Raw genomic sequence first — 18,090 nt, 5'->3', positions numbered from 1 at the left:
CATGGGCGGCACCGGCGTCATCGACAATTTCCTGGGCGTCTTCACCAGCTATATCGACAGCGGCTTCGGCCTGCTCGGTGGCGAGGTCGCCTTCATCGCCACCACGCTAATCGTCATCGACGTGACGCTGGCCGCACTCTTCTGGTCCTGGGGCGCCGATGACGACATCATCGCACGCCTCGTCAAGAAGACGCTCTTCGTCGGCGTCTTCGCATACCTGATCGGCAACTGGAACAATCTCGCCCAGATCATCTTCGACAGCTTCGCCGGTCTTGGCCTGAAAGGTTCGGGCACCAGCTTTTCCGCCGCTGATCTGCTGCGGCCCGGCAAGGTGGCGCAGACCGGCCTCGATGCCGGTCGCCCGCTGCTCGAATCCATCTCGGATATGATGGGCTACTGGTCCTTCTTCGAGAACTTCATCCAGATCGCCTGCCTGATGTTCGCCTGGGCGCTGGTGCTGCTCGCCTTCTTCATTCTCGCCGTGCAGCTCTTTGTCACCCTGATTGAGTTCAAGCTGACCACGCTGGCCGGTTTTGTGCTGATCCCCTTTGGTCTCTTCGGCAAGACTGCCTTCATTGCCGAGCGCGTTCTTGGCAATGTTGTTTCCTCCGGCATCAAGGTGCTGGTCCTGGCCGTCATCATCGGCATCGGATCAACCCTATTTAGCCAATTCACGGCAGGCTTCGGCGGCGTGACGCCGACCATCGACGACGCCATGGCGATCGTGCTGGCCGCCCTTTCCCTTCTCGGCCTCGGCATCTTCGGTCCTGGCATCGCGTCCGGTCTGGTTTCTGGCGGCCCGCAGCTTGGCGCAGGTGCGGCTGTTGGAACCGGCCTTGCCGCTGGCGGCATGATGCTTGCCGGCGGCGCTGCCGCAGGCATGGCCGCGAAGGGAGGGACAGCGGCGCTGTCGGGTGGAGCTGCGGCTGTCCGTGGTGGTGCTGCCGCCGCAGGTGCGGCGAGCGCCGCCTACAGTGTCGGCTCGCTTGGCCAGTCCGGCGCTGCCGGTGTTGCCTCCGGTCTGGGCGGTGTTGCCCGTGCCGCAGGCTCTGCTGCCGCATCGCCCCTGAAGCGCGCCGCCTCGAAGGCATCGGAAAGCGTCACGTCCAGCTTTTCCGATGGAGCGCGTGCCGGCTTCGGCGTCACTGGTGGCTCTTCCACGGCTGGAACTGTCGGAGGTGCCAGCGAGGCCGCGAGTGCTGGCCCATCGCCCGCCGCGCAGGCTGGCGGCTCTCCGGCATGGGCAAAGCAGATGCAGCGCAAGCAGACACTCAGTCACGGCACGTCGATGGCCGCCCATGCCGTGCGCGCTGGCGACAGCCATGGCGGCGGCTCCTCCATCAATCTTTCTGAAAGTGACCGCTCATGAACATCTTCAAACGTCCATCGGCCCATTACGGCAAATCGCCCGAACCCGAGACGCCCTATCAGAAAGCTGCCCAGGCCTGGGACGAGCGTATCGGTTCGGCTCGCGTGCAGGCTAAGAACTGGCGCATCATGGCCTTCGGCTCACTGATCCTCTCGGCCGGTTTCGCCTCTGCTCTGGTCTGGCAATCGGCGCGCGGGACGGTCGTGCCCTGGGTGGTGCAGGTCGATAATCTCGGCCAGGCCCAGGCCATCACCGCAGCCACGGCCGATTACCGCCCGACCGATCCGCAGATCGCCTTCCATCTTGGCCGTTTCATCGAGCAGACGCGCTCGATCCCGGCGGATGCCATCATCGTGCGCCAGAACTGGCTGCGCGCCTATGAGTTCACCACAGATAGGGGAGCGGCCGCGCTCAACGACTATGCCCGCGCCAACGATCCGTTCACCCGTGTCGGCCGCCAGCAGATCGCAGTCGAAGTTTCCAGCGTCATCCGCGCCTCGAACGACAGTTTCCGCGTCGCCTGGACCGAGCGCCATTACGAGAACGGGCAGCTTTCCACGACCGAGCGCTGGACCGCGATCCTGACCATCGTGCTCCAGACCCCGCGCGATGCCGAGCGTCTGCGCGCCAATCCGCTCGGCATCTACGTCAATGCAATTTCATGGTCGCGGGAGATGAGCCAATGACCATCGCGTCTTCCCGCAATTCCGCCTTGCCGGTTTTCGGTAAACCCGCGTTCGCGGCTTTGTTGCTTTCGGCCACCATGCTGGCAGGCTGCGCCACCAACAAAGCGCCGCAGTTCAGCTATGATGCCGATGTGCCGGCGTTGCCTGTTGTGTCGACCGCTGTCACCGATGACCGGCCTCGGCCGCTTCATACGCCGCCGGCCTGGACGGTCGCACGCGGCGGAACTGCTGCCGGAACACCGGCAGGCCGCGTCGAGAACGCCAATGCCGCCGCCCGCGTCGAGCCGCGCCGCGAGGGTTACTATAACGCCATCCAGATCTATCCCTGGTCGGAAGGTGCGCTCTATCAGGTCTATGCAGCACCAGGACAGATCACCAATATCGCGCTGGAGCCGGGCGAAAGCCTGACCGGTGCGGGACCGATCGCGGCGGGAGACACCGCCCGCTGGATCATTGGCGATACTGAGAGCGGGAGCGGTACGTCGCGCCGGGTCCATATTCTCGTCAAACCATCTCGATCCGACATCTCAACCAATCTCGTGGTGACGACCGATCGGCGCACCTACATGATCGAGCTGCGCGCCCGTGAGGCGCTCTACATGCCGTCCGTATCCTGGTCTTATCCGGCGCTGCCTGCCGGTCAACGCCAGACCGTTCCCGCAGCACCCATCATCCCGGTCGAGGCGGCACGCAACTATCGTTACGGCCTGACCGGAGATACGCCGCCATGGCGGCCGATTTCCGTCTTCGACGATGGCCGCCGTGTCTATGTCGTTTTCCCGCGCGGCATCGTGCAGGGAGAGATGCCACCGATTTTCGTCATCGGTTCCGAGGGCGAGACCCAGATCGTCAATTCCCGTGTTCACCAGAACATCTTGATAGTCGATCGGCTGTTCGGAGCGGCTGAGCTGCGTCTTGGTAGCGGTAAGCAGCAGCAGACGGTCAGGATCGTTCGCATCGAGCAAAGGCAAGCTGCCCAGCCCGCCAAAACCGGGGAGCAACCGTCATGAGTGAAGAGGCTACCACCAACCCAACGCCGATGCGTCTGCGTGCCGAGCCGCCGCGCGTCACGCGCCTGTCGCGCAAGATGCTGGCCGGTGCCGGGGCTGTTGCGCTCCTCGGCATCGGCGGGGTGCTGATCTATGCGCTCCAGACGCACGATATGAGCGGAAACGGTGAAGAACTCTATTCGACCGAGAACCGCGCCACGGCAGATGGACTGGCGGGTCTGCCGAAGGATTATACCGGGCCGGTCCTGGGGCCGGCATTGCCGGGCGATCTCGGTGGCCCGATCCTGGATGCCCAGAACCGGGGTCAGCCCGTCACGCCGCCCGCCATGGCGACGCCTGCCCGCGATCCTGCCGAAGAGCGCCGGCTTGCCGAGGAAGAAGCCGCACGTCTTAGCACCGTGTTCTTCCAGTCGGGGCAGAGATCAGCGACGACGCCTGGCTCCAATATGCCGGGCCTTGCTGGCCTTGACCTTGGTGGCCAGCCCGCAACACAGGACCGCCACACGGCATTTCTGAATGGGCCGGTGGAACGGCAGACCGTTGCCATGGATCGGATCATGGCGCCAGCCTCGCCCTACATCCTTCAGGCAGGGGCCGTAATCCCGGCGGCGATGATTACCGGCATCCGCTCGGACCTTCCCGGCCAGATCACCGCGCAGGTCACGGAAAATGTCTATGACAGCCCGACCGGCAGCCTGCTCCTGATCCCGCAGGGAACGCGCATCATCGGTCAGTATGACGCCGGTGTGCAGTTCGGTCAGCGCCGCGTGCTGCTGGTCTGGAACCGCCTGATTCTGCCCAACGGCCGCTCCATCGTGCTGGAGCGCCAGCCCGGTGCGGACGCTTCCGGCTATGCCGGGCTGGAAGATGGCGTTGACTATCACTGGTGGGATCTGATGAAGGCGGCGGGGCTGTCCACGTTGCTCGGCATCGGCACGGAACTGGCGGCCGACGACGAGGATCGTCTGATCCGTGCCATCCGCGACGGAGCGCAGGATACCATCAATCAGGCCGGGCAGCAGATCGTCCAGCGCCAGTTGCAGGTCGCGCCGACCCTGACGATCCGGCCGGGCTACCCGGTCAGGGTCATCGTTACCCGCGATCTCGTACTCGAACCTTACAGGAACTGACCATGACGAAGCTGAAACTCGGCCCCCTCATCGAAGACAAGCCCGTGAAGGTGACGGTGGAACTGCCGGGGCCGCTGCACCGCGATCTTGTCGCCTATGCCGAAGTGCTGGCTCGCGAAACCGGCCAGCCCGCTGCCGATCCTGTCAGGCTGATTGTGCCGATGCTGGAGCGGTTCATTGCGACAGATCGGGGCTTTGCCAGCGCCCGAAGGTCTCGCTCATGAGGTGCCGAGCGAGTCATGGCGCGTCGCGGCGATGATTTCCATCAACGTATCGACGGCCTTTCGTGTCGCATCCCATTTGGTGGTCTGATCCATTTCCCGGTTCTGAAGGGTGAGGCTCACCGCGCCGTGTACCGTTGACCAGAACATGAAGCTGTAACGGCTCAGATCCATGCCGGGCAAAAAGCCTTGGTCCTGAGAGCAGCGAAGTCCCGTCAGCAATAGATTTAGTATCTGTCTTCCAGCTTCGCCCGACCATGGATCATCGCTGGCTCCGAGCCGTGGCGGCGGTGTGAACATCAGTCGGTACAGCGTGGGGTTTTCGAGGGCAAAGCGGACATAGGCATAGCTGCCATCACGCAAATAGCCGAATGGATTGCCGCGCATCTGCTGGAAGACGGCCAGCTTTTCTCTGTAGAGCTGGTTGAAACCTTCGTCCCGAACGGCGCGCAACAAGGCGCTTTTGTTGCGGAAATGGCCGTAAAGCGCTGGCGCTGTGCAACCGATGGCGTGCGCGACCGCAGTCAGCGGTACGTCGAGGTCGCCACGTTCTGACAGCAGCCGGATCGTTTCGTCGATCGCGCGACGAGCAATATCAAGTTCTTGCTCTTTCCGAGGACGGGCCATGCGGATGCCTGTTGCAACTTGTCGTGAAAACTAAACGACATTTACTTTTTTCGTTGACGGGGCGGAAGTCAAGAAGCAGCATTCGGTAACTGAACGTCGTTTAGTTTGAGGATGTGCGGAGAGCCGATGAACGCACACAGATCGATTTTCGCGTTGATGATGGCGGGGTGCCCGTCAGAAACCGAACGCTGTTTCGGATGATGCACCATGGCTGTGATCGGGAACAATCAGACCTCGCCTGATGATAGCCTCACAAAAGTCGTTGAGGGGAGACCCGGCACATCTGCGGTCCGGCTGAACCAGTTGCGATATTTTGTGGCCGCCGTCGATTATGGGAGTTTTCGCAAGGCTGCTGCCGCGCTTTCTGTGCAGGAATCCTCCATCAGCCGACGAATCCGTGATCTCGAAGATGAACTCGGGGCGTCGCTTTTCATGCGCCATGCTGGCGGGGTGCGGTTGACCGTTGCCGGGCGGGAATTCCTGCGCAACGCTCGCCATGCTCTTCGCCAGATCGACATTGGGGTGACCAAGGTGGCGGCGGTTGGCCGGGCGGAGCAAGGGCTGATCAAGGTCGGGATATTTTCGTCCCTTGCGTCAGGATTTCTGTTCGATCTGTTGCGTGCCTTCGGCACGCGCCACCCGAACGTGCAGGTCGACCTTATTGACGGCAATCCGCCCGAGCACATCGCGGCTGTCCGGAAACTTTGTCTGGACGTCGCATTCATCACGGGAACCGCGGCATGGGATGGCTGTGAGGCAGAGCATTTATGGTGCGAGAAGGTTTTCGTGGTGCTGCCCGATAACCACCCTTTGACGGGCAAGCCGGAACTTGGATGGGGCGATTTGGTCTCCGAGCGGTTCATTGTGAGTGACGTTGCGCCGGGTCAGGAGATCCACGACTATTTGGTTGCTCACCTTGCCGGTCTCGGCCGCCATCTCGATATTCAGTCTCAGCAGGTCGGCCGCGACAATATCCTATCGCTGGTCGCTCTCGGTCGCGGCCTCACTCTGACGAGCGAAGCAACAACCGTCGCCCAGTTTCCAGGGATCACCTACCGGGAACTTGCGGATGAGGTGCTGCCGTTCAGCATGGTCTGGTCCGCGCAAAACGACAATCCGGCGTCTCGGCGGTTGTTGAGCCTGGCACGATCGCTGACAGGGCTGGCCCGGCGAAAATAGGGTTTGACGGCACTGTACGATCACGCCGTAGCATTGGCTGCAATCGACATCGACCGTGTCGGCATCGAAGATGTCGTGGCCCTGCCCAAGTCCAGGCTGACCGACTTCGATAGCGTTTTTGCCCCGCCGTGTTTGTGCACGGTGACACGGTGCGCATCCGGCCTTGCTCGGGCTTGACAGTTTGAGGTTTGTTAGAATAGAAAATATACGGACATCGCAAGGTGTCCCATATACTTTTTATCCTTTCAAGTGCGGCGGGACGAGCAATGCTGAAATGGGGTGTCGAGAGGCGGTTGGAGTTCATCGAATTCCGCCTGTTCTGGGAGGGGGGTGTTAATCGCTCTGACCTGATCGATACGTTTGGCGTCTCCGTTCCGCAGGCGTCAAAGGACTTGACCCATTATCAGGAGCGTGCGCCGCAGAATGCGGTCTATGACAAAAGCGCTCGCCGCTACGTAGCCGGCCCGGAATTTCAGCCGGTGTTTCTAGATCCGGACCCGGACGCCTATCTCATGCGGCTTCGATCGATGGCGGAAGGTTTCGCCGACGCGGGGGCGAACTGGCTCGCTGCCCCGCCTGACATGGATATCGCTCTGACTTTGCGCCGTAAGGTCGATACCGAAGTTCTGCGTTCAGTTCTGGCGGCAGTGCGGGAGGAAAGGTCGCTGGACCTTCACTACCAATCCATGAACCGCGATCGGCCCGATCCGGCATGGCGGCGTATTACCCCGCATGCCTTCGGCTTTGATGGTCTGCGCTGGCATGTGCGGGCCTGGTGCCATGAAACGGAGCGCTTCAAGGATTTCCTGCTCTCGCGTGTCCTTGGATTCGGCGAGTTCGGCGAGCCAGGTGCTGCTGCGGCACAGGACCGGCTGTGGCAGGAAACCTTCGATATCACCCTTGTGCCGCATCCTGATCTGTCGGTCGGTCAGCAGGCGGTGGTCGCAAAGGATTACAACATGGCGGACGGGCGCGCTGTGCTGACAGTTCGCTACGCCATGCTGTTCTATGTGCTCAAGCGGCTAGGACTCCTTGATGGGGCTAGGCTGCGTGATCCCCGGACCCAGCATATCGTTGCGGCTGACGAAGACGAGGTTGCCGCCGCCCTTGAGCGTGCACAGCATGAGTTCGATGAGGCTGACACAGCAAGCGGGGCGGTACCTAAATGATGGTGGCCGCAGCGAAATATCGGATGTCCTTTGGCGTGGGCGGGCTGATGCTCAATGAGAGCATCGTGATTGCTCAAGCTTATCAACCCGGTGAGAACTGGGCATCTGCTCGTGAGCGTTTGCTGGCCCAGGGCGCGTCATCCTTACCCAAACTGGCCTCGCAAACCCGCGCGCTTCGTGAAGTGTACGACCGGATAGGCCATCTCTCTGATGCCGAACGTCATTACCTGTCGGTAGAGGCTGACCGCGCCGAGCAGCAGGCGATGATGTGGCTGGCGGTCTGCCGGACCTATCGTTTTGTCCACGAATTCGCAGTCGAGGTGATCAGCGAACGCTACCAATCATGGCGGCTCGACCTGGGCCATGAGGTTTTTGACCGCTTTCTCGCGGAGAAGGCTGAAAGCGATCCCGGCCTCGCCGCTCTTTCAGCTTCAACCTGCGCAAAATTGCGTCAGGTCTTGTTTCGGATACTACGTGAAGTTGGTTTGATAAGCGTCGAGGGTAGAATTCAGCCGATTTGGTTATCGGGGCGCATGAAGCGGCTGATTGAGGAGAGTAATCCGGCGGACTTGCAGGTCTTTCCCGGAAATGGGGGGTAATGGTGGGCACGAAAACTGATCGGCGCGCCCGCGCCGAGCACCTATTCAGGGTAGTTTCCAGCGATCGGTTCTTGCAAAAGCAAGGGCTGGGAAACGAGGTTCCCTTTTTTATCTGCGCTTTTGATGCCGAAGACGGACTGAGCCTGGGCGAGGATCGCGAGGATCTGATCGCCCGGCTGAGCCACGCTGGTGTGCGCGTACTTGATATTGATCTCTATGATCTTTCGATCAGGATCCTCGAAGACCGGGGTATCTTCGAGCAGATCCTTGAGGTTGAAGCCGAAACGGAAAAGGCGGAGCTCAAGGAACTGTTGCAGGGGGTTCTGGACCCGCAGGCACACCTCATTCCAGAGATTGCGCGGCACATCGAAGAAGTCCCGCACGACGTGATCTTCCTGTCAGGCGTAGGCGAGGTTTACCCCTACCTACGGTCGCACAACGTACTCAACAACCTGCAAAGCACCGCGAAAGATCGCCCGACGGTCATGTTCTTTCCGGGAAAATACACGCACGCGCTGGCGACAGGAGCATCGCTGGAATTGTTCGGCTTGCTGCATGACGACAAATACTACCGCGCGTTCAATATCATGAATTACGAGGTCTGACCGATGGCTACTTTTCTGCGTGATATCTTTGCCAAGCCGGTCGACCGTTCGATCGATGGAGTGATCAAGGCTGACGACAAGGCCAGCCTCCTGACCGAGCTCGATGAATATGTCATCACCAATGAGATCGGCGCTCGGCTGGAGCAATTCCTCGACGCCTACAACAATTATGATACCGCGAACGGCGTGTGGATTTCTGGCTTCTTCGGGTCAGGTAAGTCTCACCTGCTGAAGATGCTCGCCCTTCTGCTGGAGAATGACGAGGTCGAAGGGCAGCGTGCCGTCGAAATCTTTGAGCGGAAGCTTGCGGGCAACCCGATGCTGGCGGGCGCTTTGCGCAAGGCAGTGTCGATTCCATCCCGGTCGGTCTTGTTCAATATCGACCAGAAGGCGGATGTGATCTCGAAGGCGGATGTCGATGCGCTTCTCGCCGTCTTCCAGAAGGTCTTTGACGAGATGTGCGGCTACTATGGCAAGCTCCCGCATATCGCGCAGTTCGAGCGTGATCTGGACAGTCGCGGCAAGCTCGATGCCTTCAAGGCTGCCTTTGCGCAATCTTCCGGAAAGCCTTGGGAGCGCGGACGCGAACAGGCTCTGATGGAAGGTAAGCACATTGCCGCCGCCTTTGCCGAGGTCACGGGCGATGAGGTCAAGGATATTCTTGGCCAGTATCGTAAGGATACGAAGGTTTCGATCGAGGATTTCGCCAATATGGTGAAGTCGTGGATCGATGCGCAGGGGCCGAGGTTCCGGCTGAATTTCTTCGTCGATGAGGTGGGGCAGTATATCGCCGACAACGTCAAGCTCATGACGAACCTGCAAACCATTGCCGAAAGCCTGAACACGAAGTGCAAGGGGCAGGCCTGGATTGTCGTCACCGCCCAGCAGGACATGGGTTCGGTCATCGGGGATCTGACGGCGCAGCAAGAAAATGACTTCTCGAAAATCCAGGCGCGCTTTGCCAACCGGATGCCGCTGAACTCTCAGGATGTGGCCGAAGTTATCCAGCGCCGTCTGCTGGCCAAGACCGAGGCTGGTCAGATCACCCTTGGCAATCTTTATGATGCTGAGGAAAATAACCTGCGCACTTTGTTCGATTTCGGCGATAATTCTTTCAAGTTCAGGAACTTCTCCGGAAAAGACCAGTTCGTCGCGAGCTACCCGTTCCCGAACTACCAGTATGACCTGTTCCAGCGCGCGATCATGGGCCTCTCGCAGCATAACGCGTTTGAGGGTAAGCACAGCTCGGTCGGCGAACGCTCTATGCTGGGGGTGTTTCAGGAGGTGGCCAAAAAGCTGGCCGACACGCCGGTTGGGGGGCTGGCGACCTTTGACCTGATGTTTGAGGGGATTCGCACCGCCCTGAAATCATCGGTTCAGCAGTCAATCCAACTGGCTGAAAAGAACCTTGGCGATGATTTTGCCGTGCGGGTGCTGAAGGTGTTGTTCCTTGTCAAATACGTCAAGGAATTCAAACCGACTGCCCGCAACATATCGATCCTCCTGCTGTCCCGGTTCGAGGCGGACCAGACGGAGCAGCGTCGCAATATTGAAGAGGCTTTGTCGCTTCTAGAACGCCAGACGCTGATTCAGCGCAACGGTGAGGTCTATGAATTCCTCACCAATGAGGAAAAGGACGTCGAGGCCGAGATCAAGGCAATCGCCGTCGATCCCGCCGAGATAGAACGGCAGCTCGATGAACTGGCGTTCGGCGCGATCCTCCGTCACGGCAAGATCAAGCATGTCGGCACGGGCGTCGATTACGCTTTCACCCGCAAGCTTGACGGCCACAGCCTGAACCGGGAACATGAGCTTTCCGTCAATATCATCTCGCCGTTCAGCGACGATTCCGACGCACCGGATGTGGTTCGTTCGAACAGCATGGCAAGCGATGAGATGATTGTCCTACTCGGGCGTGATGTGCGTTTTACGCGCGATCTCGTCCTCTGGCTCCAGACCGTAAAATTTGCGCGTCAGGTCACCAGCGGCGACGCCCAACCCGGTCGTGATCGTATCATTGCGGAGAAGCGTGACCAGAATACGCGGCGCGAAAAGGAACTGGTGCAGCGGCTGCGCGGCCTGATCGCGGATGCTCGACTCTTCGTGCGCGGTGCCGAGCTGGAGATCGGCGGCGAAGATCCACAGGATCGGCTGGTCAAAGGTTTCCAGGTCTTGGTGGACAAGGTCTATACCAGCCTGCCTGTCCTGCGCGGCGCCACTTACACCGAAGCAGATCTTGGGCGAGCCGGACGCGTCGATGGCGGGCTTTTCGGCGGCGAAGGCAGCGGTCTGACCGAAGCCGAGCAGGACGTGCTGAATCATGCTCAGGCTCAGATGCGCCTTGGGACGCGGGTCTCGGTCAAAGCTTTGGTCGAGAAGTTCGGAGCAAAACCTTATGGCTGGCCCGCCATCGCGGTTCTCTGCCTGACCGCGAGCCTTGTCGCGCGCGGCAAGCTTGAGGCTCGGGCCGACAGTGCTTTGCTGGAAGGGGATGCGCTGGTGCAGGGGCTGCGCAACAGTCATGCCCTTGGCAATATTCTGCTTTCCCCGCAGATCGAGTTCACTGCTACCCAGATCCGCAAATCCCGCGAACTGTTTCAGGAACTGTTCGATCTTCCAGCCTCTGGCAATGACGCGCGCAGTCTGGGTGCGGAGTGGCAGACGCAACTGCGCAAGCTGCTCGGCGATGTCGAGCAGGAGAGTCGCGCCATTGCAGCCTATCCCTTTGCCGCCGCCCTCGATCCCCTGCGCACCATGCTGGATGGGATGCGCGACCAGTCGGCGACCTGGTTCATCACCGGCCCGATCGGGCAGGAAGACCAGCTTCTTGATGCAAAAGAGGATGTCTTCGACAAAGTCCGCAGCTTCATGCGCGGGCCGCAAAAAGCCATCTGCGATGAAGTGCGCTCTTTCCTGACCAAGCAGGATCAGAACCTTGGCTATTCCGAAGGTGCTGCCGCCGACAAACTGCGTCAGGTTCTTGAGGATCCGCAGTGCTACAAGGGCACCGCAATTCAGGAACTGAAAGCGGATTTTTACGCCCTGAAGGAGCGTATCGAGCAAACCGTTCTGGCTGAGCGCACCGCTGTCATCACAGCGATTGACGAGGTTGCTGAAAAAGTCGCCCAGACTTCGGAGTTTGGCGCTCTGCCGCCCGAACAGCAGGCGCGCATCCGCGAAGAGCTTGTATCGCGGAAATCAGGCCTTGCCGCACAGAGCCTGATCCCGGCCTTGCGCCATCTGGTGACTGAAGTGCGTTCCAATCTTCTGGCAGACACGCTGACGCGCATTGCTGAACTGACACCTGCACCAGCTCCGACGCCTGCGCCCCAGCCCGAACCTTCCGGTGGCGTGGCTGAAGCTCCATCCGCGCCATATGTGCAGCCGGCACCGGCCAAGCCTCAATATATCAAGGCGCAGTCGATCACCGTCCCCTTCGCGAAAACCTATCTCGAAGATGAGGACGATGTGACCTGCTACCTCGACGAGATGAAAAAGACCCTGTTGGCCGAGATCGGCGCGGGTAAGAAAGTGATTGTCTGATGGATACCAACGCCCTGAAGAAATTCGCGCAAAGCGCGCGCAACCTGCTGATCGATCAAGTCACTGCCCGGCTGGACATGGTGCTGGCCGAGGGCGCGGCAGCTCGCCGCGAGCATCCCAAGGCGATTGCCAGGCTGGAAGCGGCCGCCAACAGCAACCGCGCCCAGGTGATCGAACAGTCCGCTTATACATGGTTCAACCGCTTCACCGCGCTGCGCTTCATGGATGCGACAGGCCTGACCAACCCGCGCGTCGTATCGCCCGCCGATGGCGCTACCCGGCCCGAGATTCTGGCGGAGGCGATGGCTGGCAATCTACCGGATCGCGCCCGACCGGAGATCGCCGAATATCTGAACGGCACGCGTCCCGCCCATGACGGGCAGGCGGAGGCCTATCGGCTGCTGCTGATCCATGCCTGCAACGAATGGCATGGCGCCATGCCCTATATGTTCGAGCGCGCCGATATGCTCGACCGGGCCGAGGATTATACCGAACTACTGATGCCCGACGATCTTCTGTCGCCGGACAGCATCCTTGCCCGCCTGCGCGAGGTGATGACTGAAGATGCCTGCCAGGATGTCGAAATCATCGGTTGGCTTTACCAGTTCTATATCAGCGAAAAGAAGGATCAGGTTTTTGCGGGCCTGAAGAAAAACCAGAAGATCACGGCCGAGAATATCCCCGCCGCGACGCAGCTGTTCACCCCGCACTGGATCGTCCGCTATCTGGTGGAAAATTCGTTGGGGCGGCTGTGGCTGCTGAATCGCCCGCAATCCAAGCTGGCGGCGAAGATGGACTATTACATCGCGCCGGAAGAGCCGGAGACGGATTTCCTGAAGATCGCGCGGGCCGAAGATATCCGCATCTGCGATCCCGCCTGTGGCTCGGGCCATATGCTGACCTATGCGTTTGACCTGCTCTACGAAATCTATGCCGAGGAAGGCCATGACCCGGCCGAGATTCCCGGCCTGATCCTGACGCACAACCTGACCGGAATCGAGATTGACGACCGCGCCGGAGCGCTGGCGGCCTTTGCGCTGTCGATGAAGGCGGCGGCGAAGCTGGGGCGGCGGCGGTTCCTGCGGATGGAGGCAAAGCCCGGCATCGTCGTGCTGCAGGACGTGCGCTTCACCCCTGCCGAGATGCAAGACGTGGCCGCCGTGGTTGGCAAAGATCTGTTCACGGATGAACTGCGCGAAACGCTGGGGCAGTTCGAGCAGGCAAAGAACTTCGGCTCGCTGATCGTGCCGAAGCTGCGCGATCCGGCCGAGACGCTGAGGGTGGTCGAGGCGCGGGAGTTTGGTTCCGACCTGCTGCTGAAGGAGGTGCAGGAGCGTGTCGTAGCCGTACTGCGCATGGCCGAGGCGCTGTCGCCGAAGTATCACGTCGTGGTCGCCAACCCGCCGTATATGGGCGGGAAAGGGATGAATGGTCTTCTCAGCAGTTTCCTTTCCGACCACTATGAATTCGTTTCTTCGGATCTTTTTTCGGCTTTTGTTGTTCGAAACTGCGCCATGGCTTTACCGGCTGGACAACTCGGCTTTATGACGCCGTTTGTATGGATGTTCATATCCTCTTACGAAGGCATGAGGAGGTTTCTGTTGGGCAGAAAGACGATCTCAAGCCTAATCCAACTCGAATATTCAGGCTTCGATGGCGCAACAGTGCCAATCTGCACGTTCACGATTGAAAACCACCATCGCCCAAAGTTTCGCGGGGCGTACGTGCGACTGTCTGAGTTCAGGGGGGCAAGTGTTCAAGGTCCTCGCGCGCTGCAGGCAATACAAGACCAAGATTGTGGATGGTTCTACAGAACGCCTTCGACTACGTTTGATGCAATTCCTGGTAGTCCGATTCTTTATCAACTTTCCGATACAGCGGTAGAGAGTTTCGGTAAGTCAGTCACTGTATCAGAGCTCGGAGGTTTCAAGCGGGGAACAAGCACTGCAGACAATAATCGTTTCCTCAGAAACTGGTTCGAAGTCACTAACAGCGCCCGCAACACTAAGTGGCGCCCCTATAACAAGGGGGGTGAATGGCGCCGATGGTATGGCAATCAACAATTCACCGTAAACTGGGGAACTTCAGGAGATGAACTGAAGTCCTTCAAAGGCGCATATGTGCGGAACACCCAACATGCCTTCAAGCCTGCCATATCGTACAGTTCGCTAACTTCGGGCGCACCATCTTTCCGTTTCTATGAGGATCACCTGCATGACCAAGCTGGTAACTTCATGCCGCATGAAGCAAAGAAAGATGCATTCGCGACGCTTGCTTCTTTGAACTCGAAGTTTGGTATTTTTCTCGCTCAAACTTTGTCGCCGACACTGAATATTTTGATTGAGGACCTTGGCAAAGTTCCTGTCCTAAAGACAGCGCAGGCGGAGGAAATCGCAACCCGCTGCGTTTGTATAGCCAAATCCGACTGGGACGCCTACGAAACCTCCTGGGATTTTACCGCGCTCCCGCTGCTCTCACCCGACCACCGGGCCGGAACGCTGGAGGCCACCTTTTCCCGCCTCCGCGCCCATTGGCAGGGCATGACGGACGAGATGCAGCGGCTGGAGGAAGAGAACAACCGCATCTTCATCGACGCCTACGGGTTGCAAGACGAACTGACCCCCGAAGTGCCGCTGGAAGAAATCACCCTGACCTGCAACCCGGCCTATCGCTATGGCGTGAAGAGCACGGAAGAAGAACGCGAAGCGCGGCTGCGCGAGGATACTGTGGCCGAATTCCTCCACTATGCCGTGGGTTGCATGTTCGGGCGCTATAGCCTCGACGCGCCCGGCCTGATCCTCGCCAATCAGGGCGAAGGGATTGAGGAATATCTGGCGCGCGTGCCGGAGCCGACGTTTGCCCTTGACCGCGACAATGTCATCCCGGTGCTGGATGCTGACTGGTTCGCCGATGACATCGTCACCCGCGCCCGCGACTTCCTGCGCGTCACCTTTGGCGAGGCAAAGTTCCGCGAAAACCTCGCCTTCATCGAAGCCGCCCTCGGCAAGGATCTGCGCAAATGGTTCACCAAGGATTTCTTCGACTATCATGTGCGCCGCTTCAAGAAGCGCCCGATCTACTGGATGTTCTCCAGCCCCAAGGGCAGCTTCAACGCGCTGATCTATATGCACCGCTACCGGCCTGACACGGTTTCGGTCGTGCTGAACCAATATGTGCGCGAGTTCATCCAGAAGCTTGAAGTCGAGCGCGCTCGACTGGAAAAGCTGGCTGTCGATCCTGCCGCTACGCCCACCCAACAAACAAAGGCGCAGAAGGAGACGGCCACGGTCATCAAGCAGATCGCCGAGCTGACCGAATGGGAACGCGAAGTCGTCTATCCGATGGCGCAGAAGAAGATCGCCATCGATCTGGATGACGGGGTGAAGCGAAACTATCCGCTGTTCGCCGGTGCGTTGAAGCCGATCAAGGGACTGGAGGCTGCGGATGACTGACCGCATCACCACCGGCCTGATGCGGCTCTATGAAGATCAGGGCCACCGCATCGTCTTCTGGTATGACGCCGCCCGCGATCTGCGCACGGCGTTCGATGCGGTGGACCTGCCCGGCGTGACCAAGGTGGAGATCGCCAACAACGAGTTCGGCCTGAAATACCGCATGCTGCGGCAGGAGCCGAAGGGGCGGTTTCTGCTCTACAAGGACGGCCCCGAGCCGCCGATGCCCGAGAACTGGTTGCTGGATGTGCAACTGGCCAGCGCCGTGTTCCGCGCCGATCAGGCGGCGATCTGGGTGGCTGATCTCGGCATTCCGGCGAAGTATGAAGCCGCCGTGCGCGATCACGCCGAATTTTACCGTTCCGGCAAGCGGCTGGAAGCGCTTCGCGCGATCGAGCGCGAGCGGCCATCGCAAAGCGCCAACGATGTCCGCCGCAAGATGCTGGCGGTCTGCGCTGGTGCGGATGGCGATCTCGATACGGTGATTGAGGCGTTGCTGGCCGAGCTGGCTGAAGGCCGTGATGAGGCGCTGAAGCTGGTGGATCGGGTCGGGCTGGCGGAGTTCTTCTGGAAGGAAGTTTCTGCGCGTTATGGCTATGAGGCGGATGCGCCGGATTTTCAGGATTTCGCCATCACGCTGTTTTCCAGCGCCTGGGCGCGGGCCATGGGAGAAGCTGCCTCCCTGAACACCGATGCCGCGCTGATGTTCCGTCGCTGGAGCGCTTCGCGCCGGTGGGGTGAGGCGTTCGAGAAGCTGTCGGGTGACTATCAGGATGTGCTGAAGATCAGGGACGATCTGGCCTCGCGCGATTTCCGCGTCCTGATCCCGCATGACCATTTCGAGGAAGTGGATCGGCGGATCGTTGTCGCCATCGTCGAAGGGCTGGCCGAACAAAGCCTGCCGGCGACAGATGTGCTGAAATGGGTGCGCGATCGCCGCCAGAGCCATTGGTATAGCCGTTACGCGGATGTCTATCAGGCCATTGGCTATGCGACCGAGTTTCAGCAGGCGCTGGCCGAGGCTGATCTGACGATGACCAGCCTGTCCGATGGTGTGAAGCGCTATTCCGCAAGCTGGTTTCGACTGGACCAGCTCTATCGCAAGTTCATCTATCACATGCAGAAAAGCGGTCAGTCGGGGCTGCTGTCGGCGCTCTATGAGGCGGTTGAGAACCGCTACACCACGAATTTCGTGCTGAAGCTGAACGATGCCTGGCAGGATCAGGTGGCTCGCCTCACGGACTGGGCGGTCCCGGGCTTTCCACGTCAGGTGGATTTCTACCGGGGGCAGGCTGCTGAATACCGGCGCAAGGATCAGAAGGTCGTTGTCATTATCTCGGATGCGCTGCGCTATGAGGTGGCCGAAGAGGCACTGCGCGAGATACGCAAGCTCAATCGGTTCGATGCTGAACTGAAGCCGATGATCGGGGTTTTGCCGAGCTACACGCAGCTTGGCATGGCGGCGCTGTTGCCGCACCGACAACTGGCGATCCGCGACGACAATGATCTGGTGCTGCTGGACGGTGAAAGCACCATGGGGGCCGCTGCGCGTGAAAAGGCGCTTGCTGCGGGCCGGGCTGGAGACCGGGTAAAGGTTCTCGCGGCTAAGGATTTCATGAATCTGGGATCATCGGAGGGCAAAGACCTCTTCCGGGATCATGATGTCCTCTATCTGTATCACAACCAGATCGACGCGATTGGCGACAAGCTCACCACCGAGGAAAATGTCCCAGCTGCGGCAGAGGCTGCCATCGAGGATCTGGTGAAGCTGGTGCGGAAGCTGACTTCGGCCAATTTCTCGAACATCCTGATCACCGCCGATCACGGCTTCTTGTGGCAGCACAAGGCTCTGGAAGAGAGCGGCTTCGCGCTGAGCGAGCCGGAGGGCGAGATCGTTACACGAAACCGGCGCTTCGTGATCGGCCGGGGCCTTAACAGCAGTGGCGGCATGAAGAAGTTCTCTGCTGCACAGCTTGGGCTGGAAGGTGAGCAGGACATTCTGATCCCGAACTCGATCAACCGCCTGCGCGTCAAAGGATCGGGCAGCCGCTTTGTCCATGGCGGGGCGAGCCTGCAGGAGATCGTCCTGCCGGTCCTGCGTGTCGGCAAGCAGCGCAAGGAGGATGTCGGACAGGTTTCGGTGCAGATCATTCCGCCACCCCGTGCTCAGATCACCACGGGCCAGATCCAGGTCACCTTCTATCAGGCGGAGCCAGTGACCGACAAGCAGCAGCCCCGGCAGGTGCATGCAGCCATCTTTGCCGACGATAAAACACTCATCTCAGATGAAGCCGAGTTGGAATTCGATTTCACGTCTGAGAACCCGCGCGAGCGCGAGTTGTCGCGGAGCTTCCTGCTGTCCAAGGCGGCAGACGCCTATAACAATCAGACAGTCTTCCTGAAGCTGCGAACGCGCATCGGAAAGACCAGCCATTTCGAAGATCACGCTTCGCAGCCGCTGCTGCTGAAACGCGGGATCAGTACAGATTTCGATTTCTGA

Annotated in this window: 13 protein-coding genes; 12 read left to right on the top strand and 1 reads right to left on the bottom strand. The window is 59.9% G+C overall.

Annotated features, from left to right (window positions below):
• Nucleotide 1 precedes the first annotated feature (1 nt).
• From trbL to FAA86_RS19585, 5 genes are read left to right on the top strand one after another with little or no spacing between them, the layout of a single operon-like run.
• On the top strand, nt 2–1,369 hold the full coding sequence (gene trbL, locus FAA86_RS19605; RefSeq protein WP_038148834.1) for a P-type conjugative transfer protein TrbL: 1,368 nt from the start codon (nt 2–4) through the stop codon (nt 1,367–1,369).
• Nucleotides 1,366–2,055 (top strand): conjugal transfer protein TrbF, encoded by a 690-nt coding sequence (gene trbF, locus FAA86_RS19600; RefSeq protein WP_136542770.1) that lies wholly within the window; start codon nt 1,366–1,368, stop codon nt 2,053–2,055. Before trbL ends, trbF begins: the two co-directional genes overlap by 4 nt.
• Nucleotides 2,052–3,065: a P-type conjugative transfer protein TrbG gene (gene trbG, locus FAA86_RS19595; RefSeq protein ID WP_136542769.1), complete on the top strand. Its 1,014-nt coding sequence runs from the start codon at nt 2,052–2,054 to the stop codon at nt 3,063–3,065. Before trbF ends, trbG begins: the two co-directional genes overlap by 4 nt.
• Nucleotides 3,066–3,094: 29 nt before the next feature.
• The gene (locus FAA86_RS19590; protein ID WP_425467448.1) at nt 3,095–4,195 is read left to right on the top strand and encodes a TraB/TrbI/VirB10 family type IV secretion system protein; all 1,101 of its coding nucleotides are present in this window, start codon (nt 3,095–3,097) and stop codon (nt 4,193–4,195) included.
• Between the two features lie 2 nt (nt 4,196–4,197).
• Complete coding sequence (locus FAA86_RS19585; RefSeq protein ID WP_020818575.1) at nt 4,198–4,419, top strand: DUF2274 domain-containing protein; 222 nt, start codon at nt 4,198–4,200, stop codon at nt 4,417–4,419.
• Here the strand turns inward: FAA86_RS19585 and FAA86_RS19580 are convergent.
• Complete coding sequence (locus tag FAA86_RS19580) at nt 4,414–5,043, bottom strand: TetR/AcrR family transcriptional regulator (protein WP_136542767.1); 630 nt, start codon at nt 5,041–5,043, stop codon at nt 4,414–4,416. The two genes, FAA86_RS19585 and FAA86_RS19580, sit on opposite strands and share 6 nt — an antisense overlap.
• A gap of 207 nt (nt 5,044–5,250) precedes the next feature.
• Here FAA86_RS19580 and FAA86_RS19575 point away from each other — a divergent pair, with 207 nt between their 5' ends.
• The 7 genes from FAA86_RS19575 to pglZ all read left to right on the top strand — a co-directional run bounded on the left by FAA86_RS19575 (nt 5,251) and on the right by pglZ (nt 18,090).
• Nucleotides 5,251–6,222, top strand: a complete 972-nt coding sequence (locus tag FAA86_RS19575; protein WP_110780663.1) for a LysR family transcriptional regulator — start codon at nt 5,251–5,253, stop codon at nt 6,220–6,222.
• A gap of 266 nt (nt 6,223–6,488) precedes the next feature.
• On the top strand, nt 6,489–7,391 hold the full coding sequence (locus FAA86_RS19570) for a BrxR family helix-turn-helix transcriptional regulator (protein ID WP_009450526.1): 903 nt from the start codon (nt 6,489–6,491) through the stop codon (nt 7,389–7,391).
• Nucleotides 7,388–7,990 (top strand): DUF1819 family protein, encoded by a 603-nt coding sequence (locus FAA86_RS19565; RefSeq protein WP_069709526.1) that lies wholly within the window; start codon nt 7,388–7,390, stop codon nt 7,988–7,990. Before FAA86_RS19570 ends, FAA86_RS19565 begins: the two co-directional genes overlap by 4 nt.
• Complete coding sequence (locus FAA86_RS19560) at nt 7,990–8,595, top strand: DUF1788 domain-containing protein (protein ID WP_010336175.1); 606 nt, start codon at nt 7,990–7,992, stop codon at nt 8,593–8,595. Before FAA86_RS19565 ends, FAA86_RS19560 begins: the two co-directional genes overlap by 1 nt.
• Before the next feature lie 3 nt (nt 8,596–8,598).
• Nucleotides 8,599–12,138: a BREX system P-loop protein BrxC gene (gene brxC / locus FAA86_RS19555; RefSeq protein ID WP_136542766.1), complete on the top strand. Its 3,540-nt coding sequence runs from the start codon at nt 8,599–8,601 to the stop codon at nt 12,136–12,138.
• Nucleotides 12,138–15,590 (top strand): BREX-1 system adenine-specific DNA-methyltransferase PglX, encoded by a 3,453-nt coding sequence (gene pglX / locus FAA86_RS19550; protein ID WP_136542765.1) that lies wholly within the window; start codon nt 12,138–12,140, stop codon nt 15,588–15,590. The genes brxC and pglX overlap by 1 nt, the downstream gene beginning before the upstream one ends.
• Complete coding sequence (gene pglZ / locus FAA86_RS19545) at nt 15,583–18,090, top strand: BREX-1 system phosphatase PglZ type A (protein ID WP_136542764.1); 2,508 nt, start codon at nt 15,583–15,585, stop codon at nt 18,088–18,090. The genes pglX and pglZ overlap by 8 nt, the downstream gene beginning before the upstream one ends.

The organism is Rhizobium rosettiformans W3 (assembly GCF_004912135.1).
Classification (GTDB): Bacteria; Pseudomonadota; Alphaproteobacteria; order Rhizobiales; family Rhizobiaceae; genus Allorhizobium; species Allorhizobium rosettiformans.
The sequence above is the reverse complement of the archived record's forward strand: the minus strand, read 5'-3'. Positions and strand labels throughout refer to the sequence as shown.

Excerpts from the sequence above, each read along its gene's own strand:
- trbL (WP_038148834.1), top strand. The coding sequence starts at position 2 with ATGGGCGGCACCGGCGTCATCGACAATTTCCTGGGCGTCTTCACCAGC.
- trbF (WP_136542770.1), top strand. The coding sequence starts at position 1,366 with ATGAACATCTTCAAACGTCCATCGGCCCATTACGGCAAATCGCCCGAA.
- trbG (WP_136542769.1), top strand. The coding sequence starts at position 2,052 with ATGACCATCGCGTCTTCCCGCAATTCCGCCTTGCCGGTTTTCGGTAAA.
- FAA86_RS19590 (WP_425467448.1), top strand. The coding sequence starts at position 3,095 with ATGCGTCTGCGTGCCGAGCCGCCGCGCGTCACGCGCCTGTCGCGCAAG.
- FAA86_RS19585 (WP_020818575.1), top strand. The coding sequence starts at position 4,198 with ATGACGAAGCTGAAACTCGGCCCCCTCATCGAAGACAAGCCCGTGAAG.
- FAA86_RS19580 (WP_136542767.1), bottom strand. The coding sequence starts at position 5,043 with ATGGCCCGTCCTCGGAAAGAGCAAGAACTTGATATTGCTCGTCGCGCG.
- FAA86_RS19575 (WP_110780663.1), top strand. The coding sequence starts at position 5,251 with ATGGCTGTGATCGGGAACAATCAGACCTCGCCTGATGATAGCCTCACA.
- FAA86_RS19570 (WP_009450526.1), top strand. The coding sequence starts at position 6,489 with ATGCTGAAATGGGGTGTCGAGAGGCGGTTGGAGTTCATCGAATTCCGC.
- FAA86_RS19565 (WP_069709526.1), top strand. The coding sequence starts at position 7,388 with ATGATGGTGGCCGCAGCGAAATATCGGATGTCCTTTGGCGTGGGCGGG.
- FAA86_RS19560 (WP_010336175.1), top strand. The coding sequence starts at position 7,990 with ATGGTGGGCACGAAAACTGATCGGCGCGCCCGCGCCGAGCACCTATTC.
- brxC (WP_136542766.1), top strand. The coding sequence starts at position 8,599 with ATGGCTACTTTTCTGCGTGATATCTTTGCCAAGCCGGTCGACCGTTCG.
- pglX (WP_136542765.1), top strand. The coding sequence starts at position 12,138 with ATGGATACCAACGCCCTGAAGAAATTCGCGCAAAGCGCGCGCAACCTG.
- pglZ (WP_136542764.1), top strand. The coding sequence starts at position 15,583 with ATGACTGACCGCATCACCACCGGCCTGATGCGGCTCTATGAAGATCAG.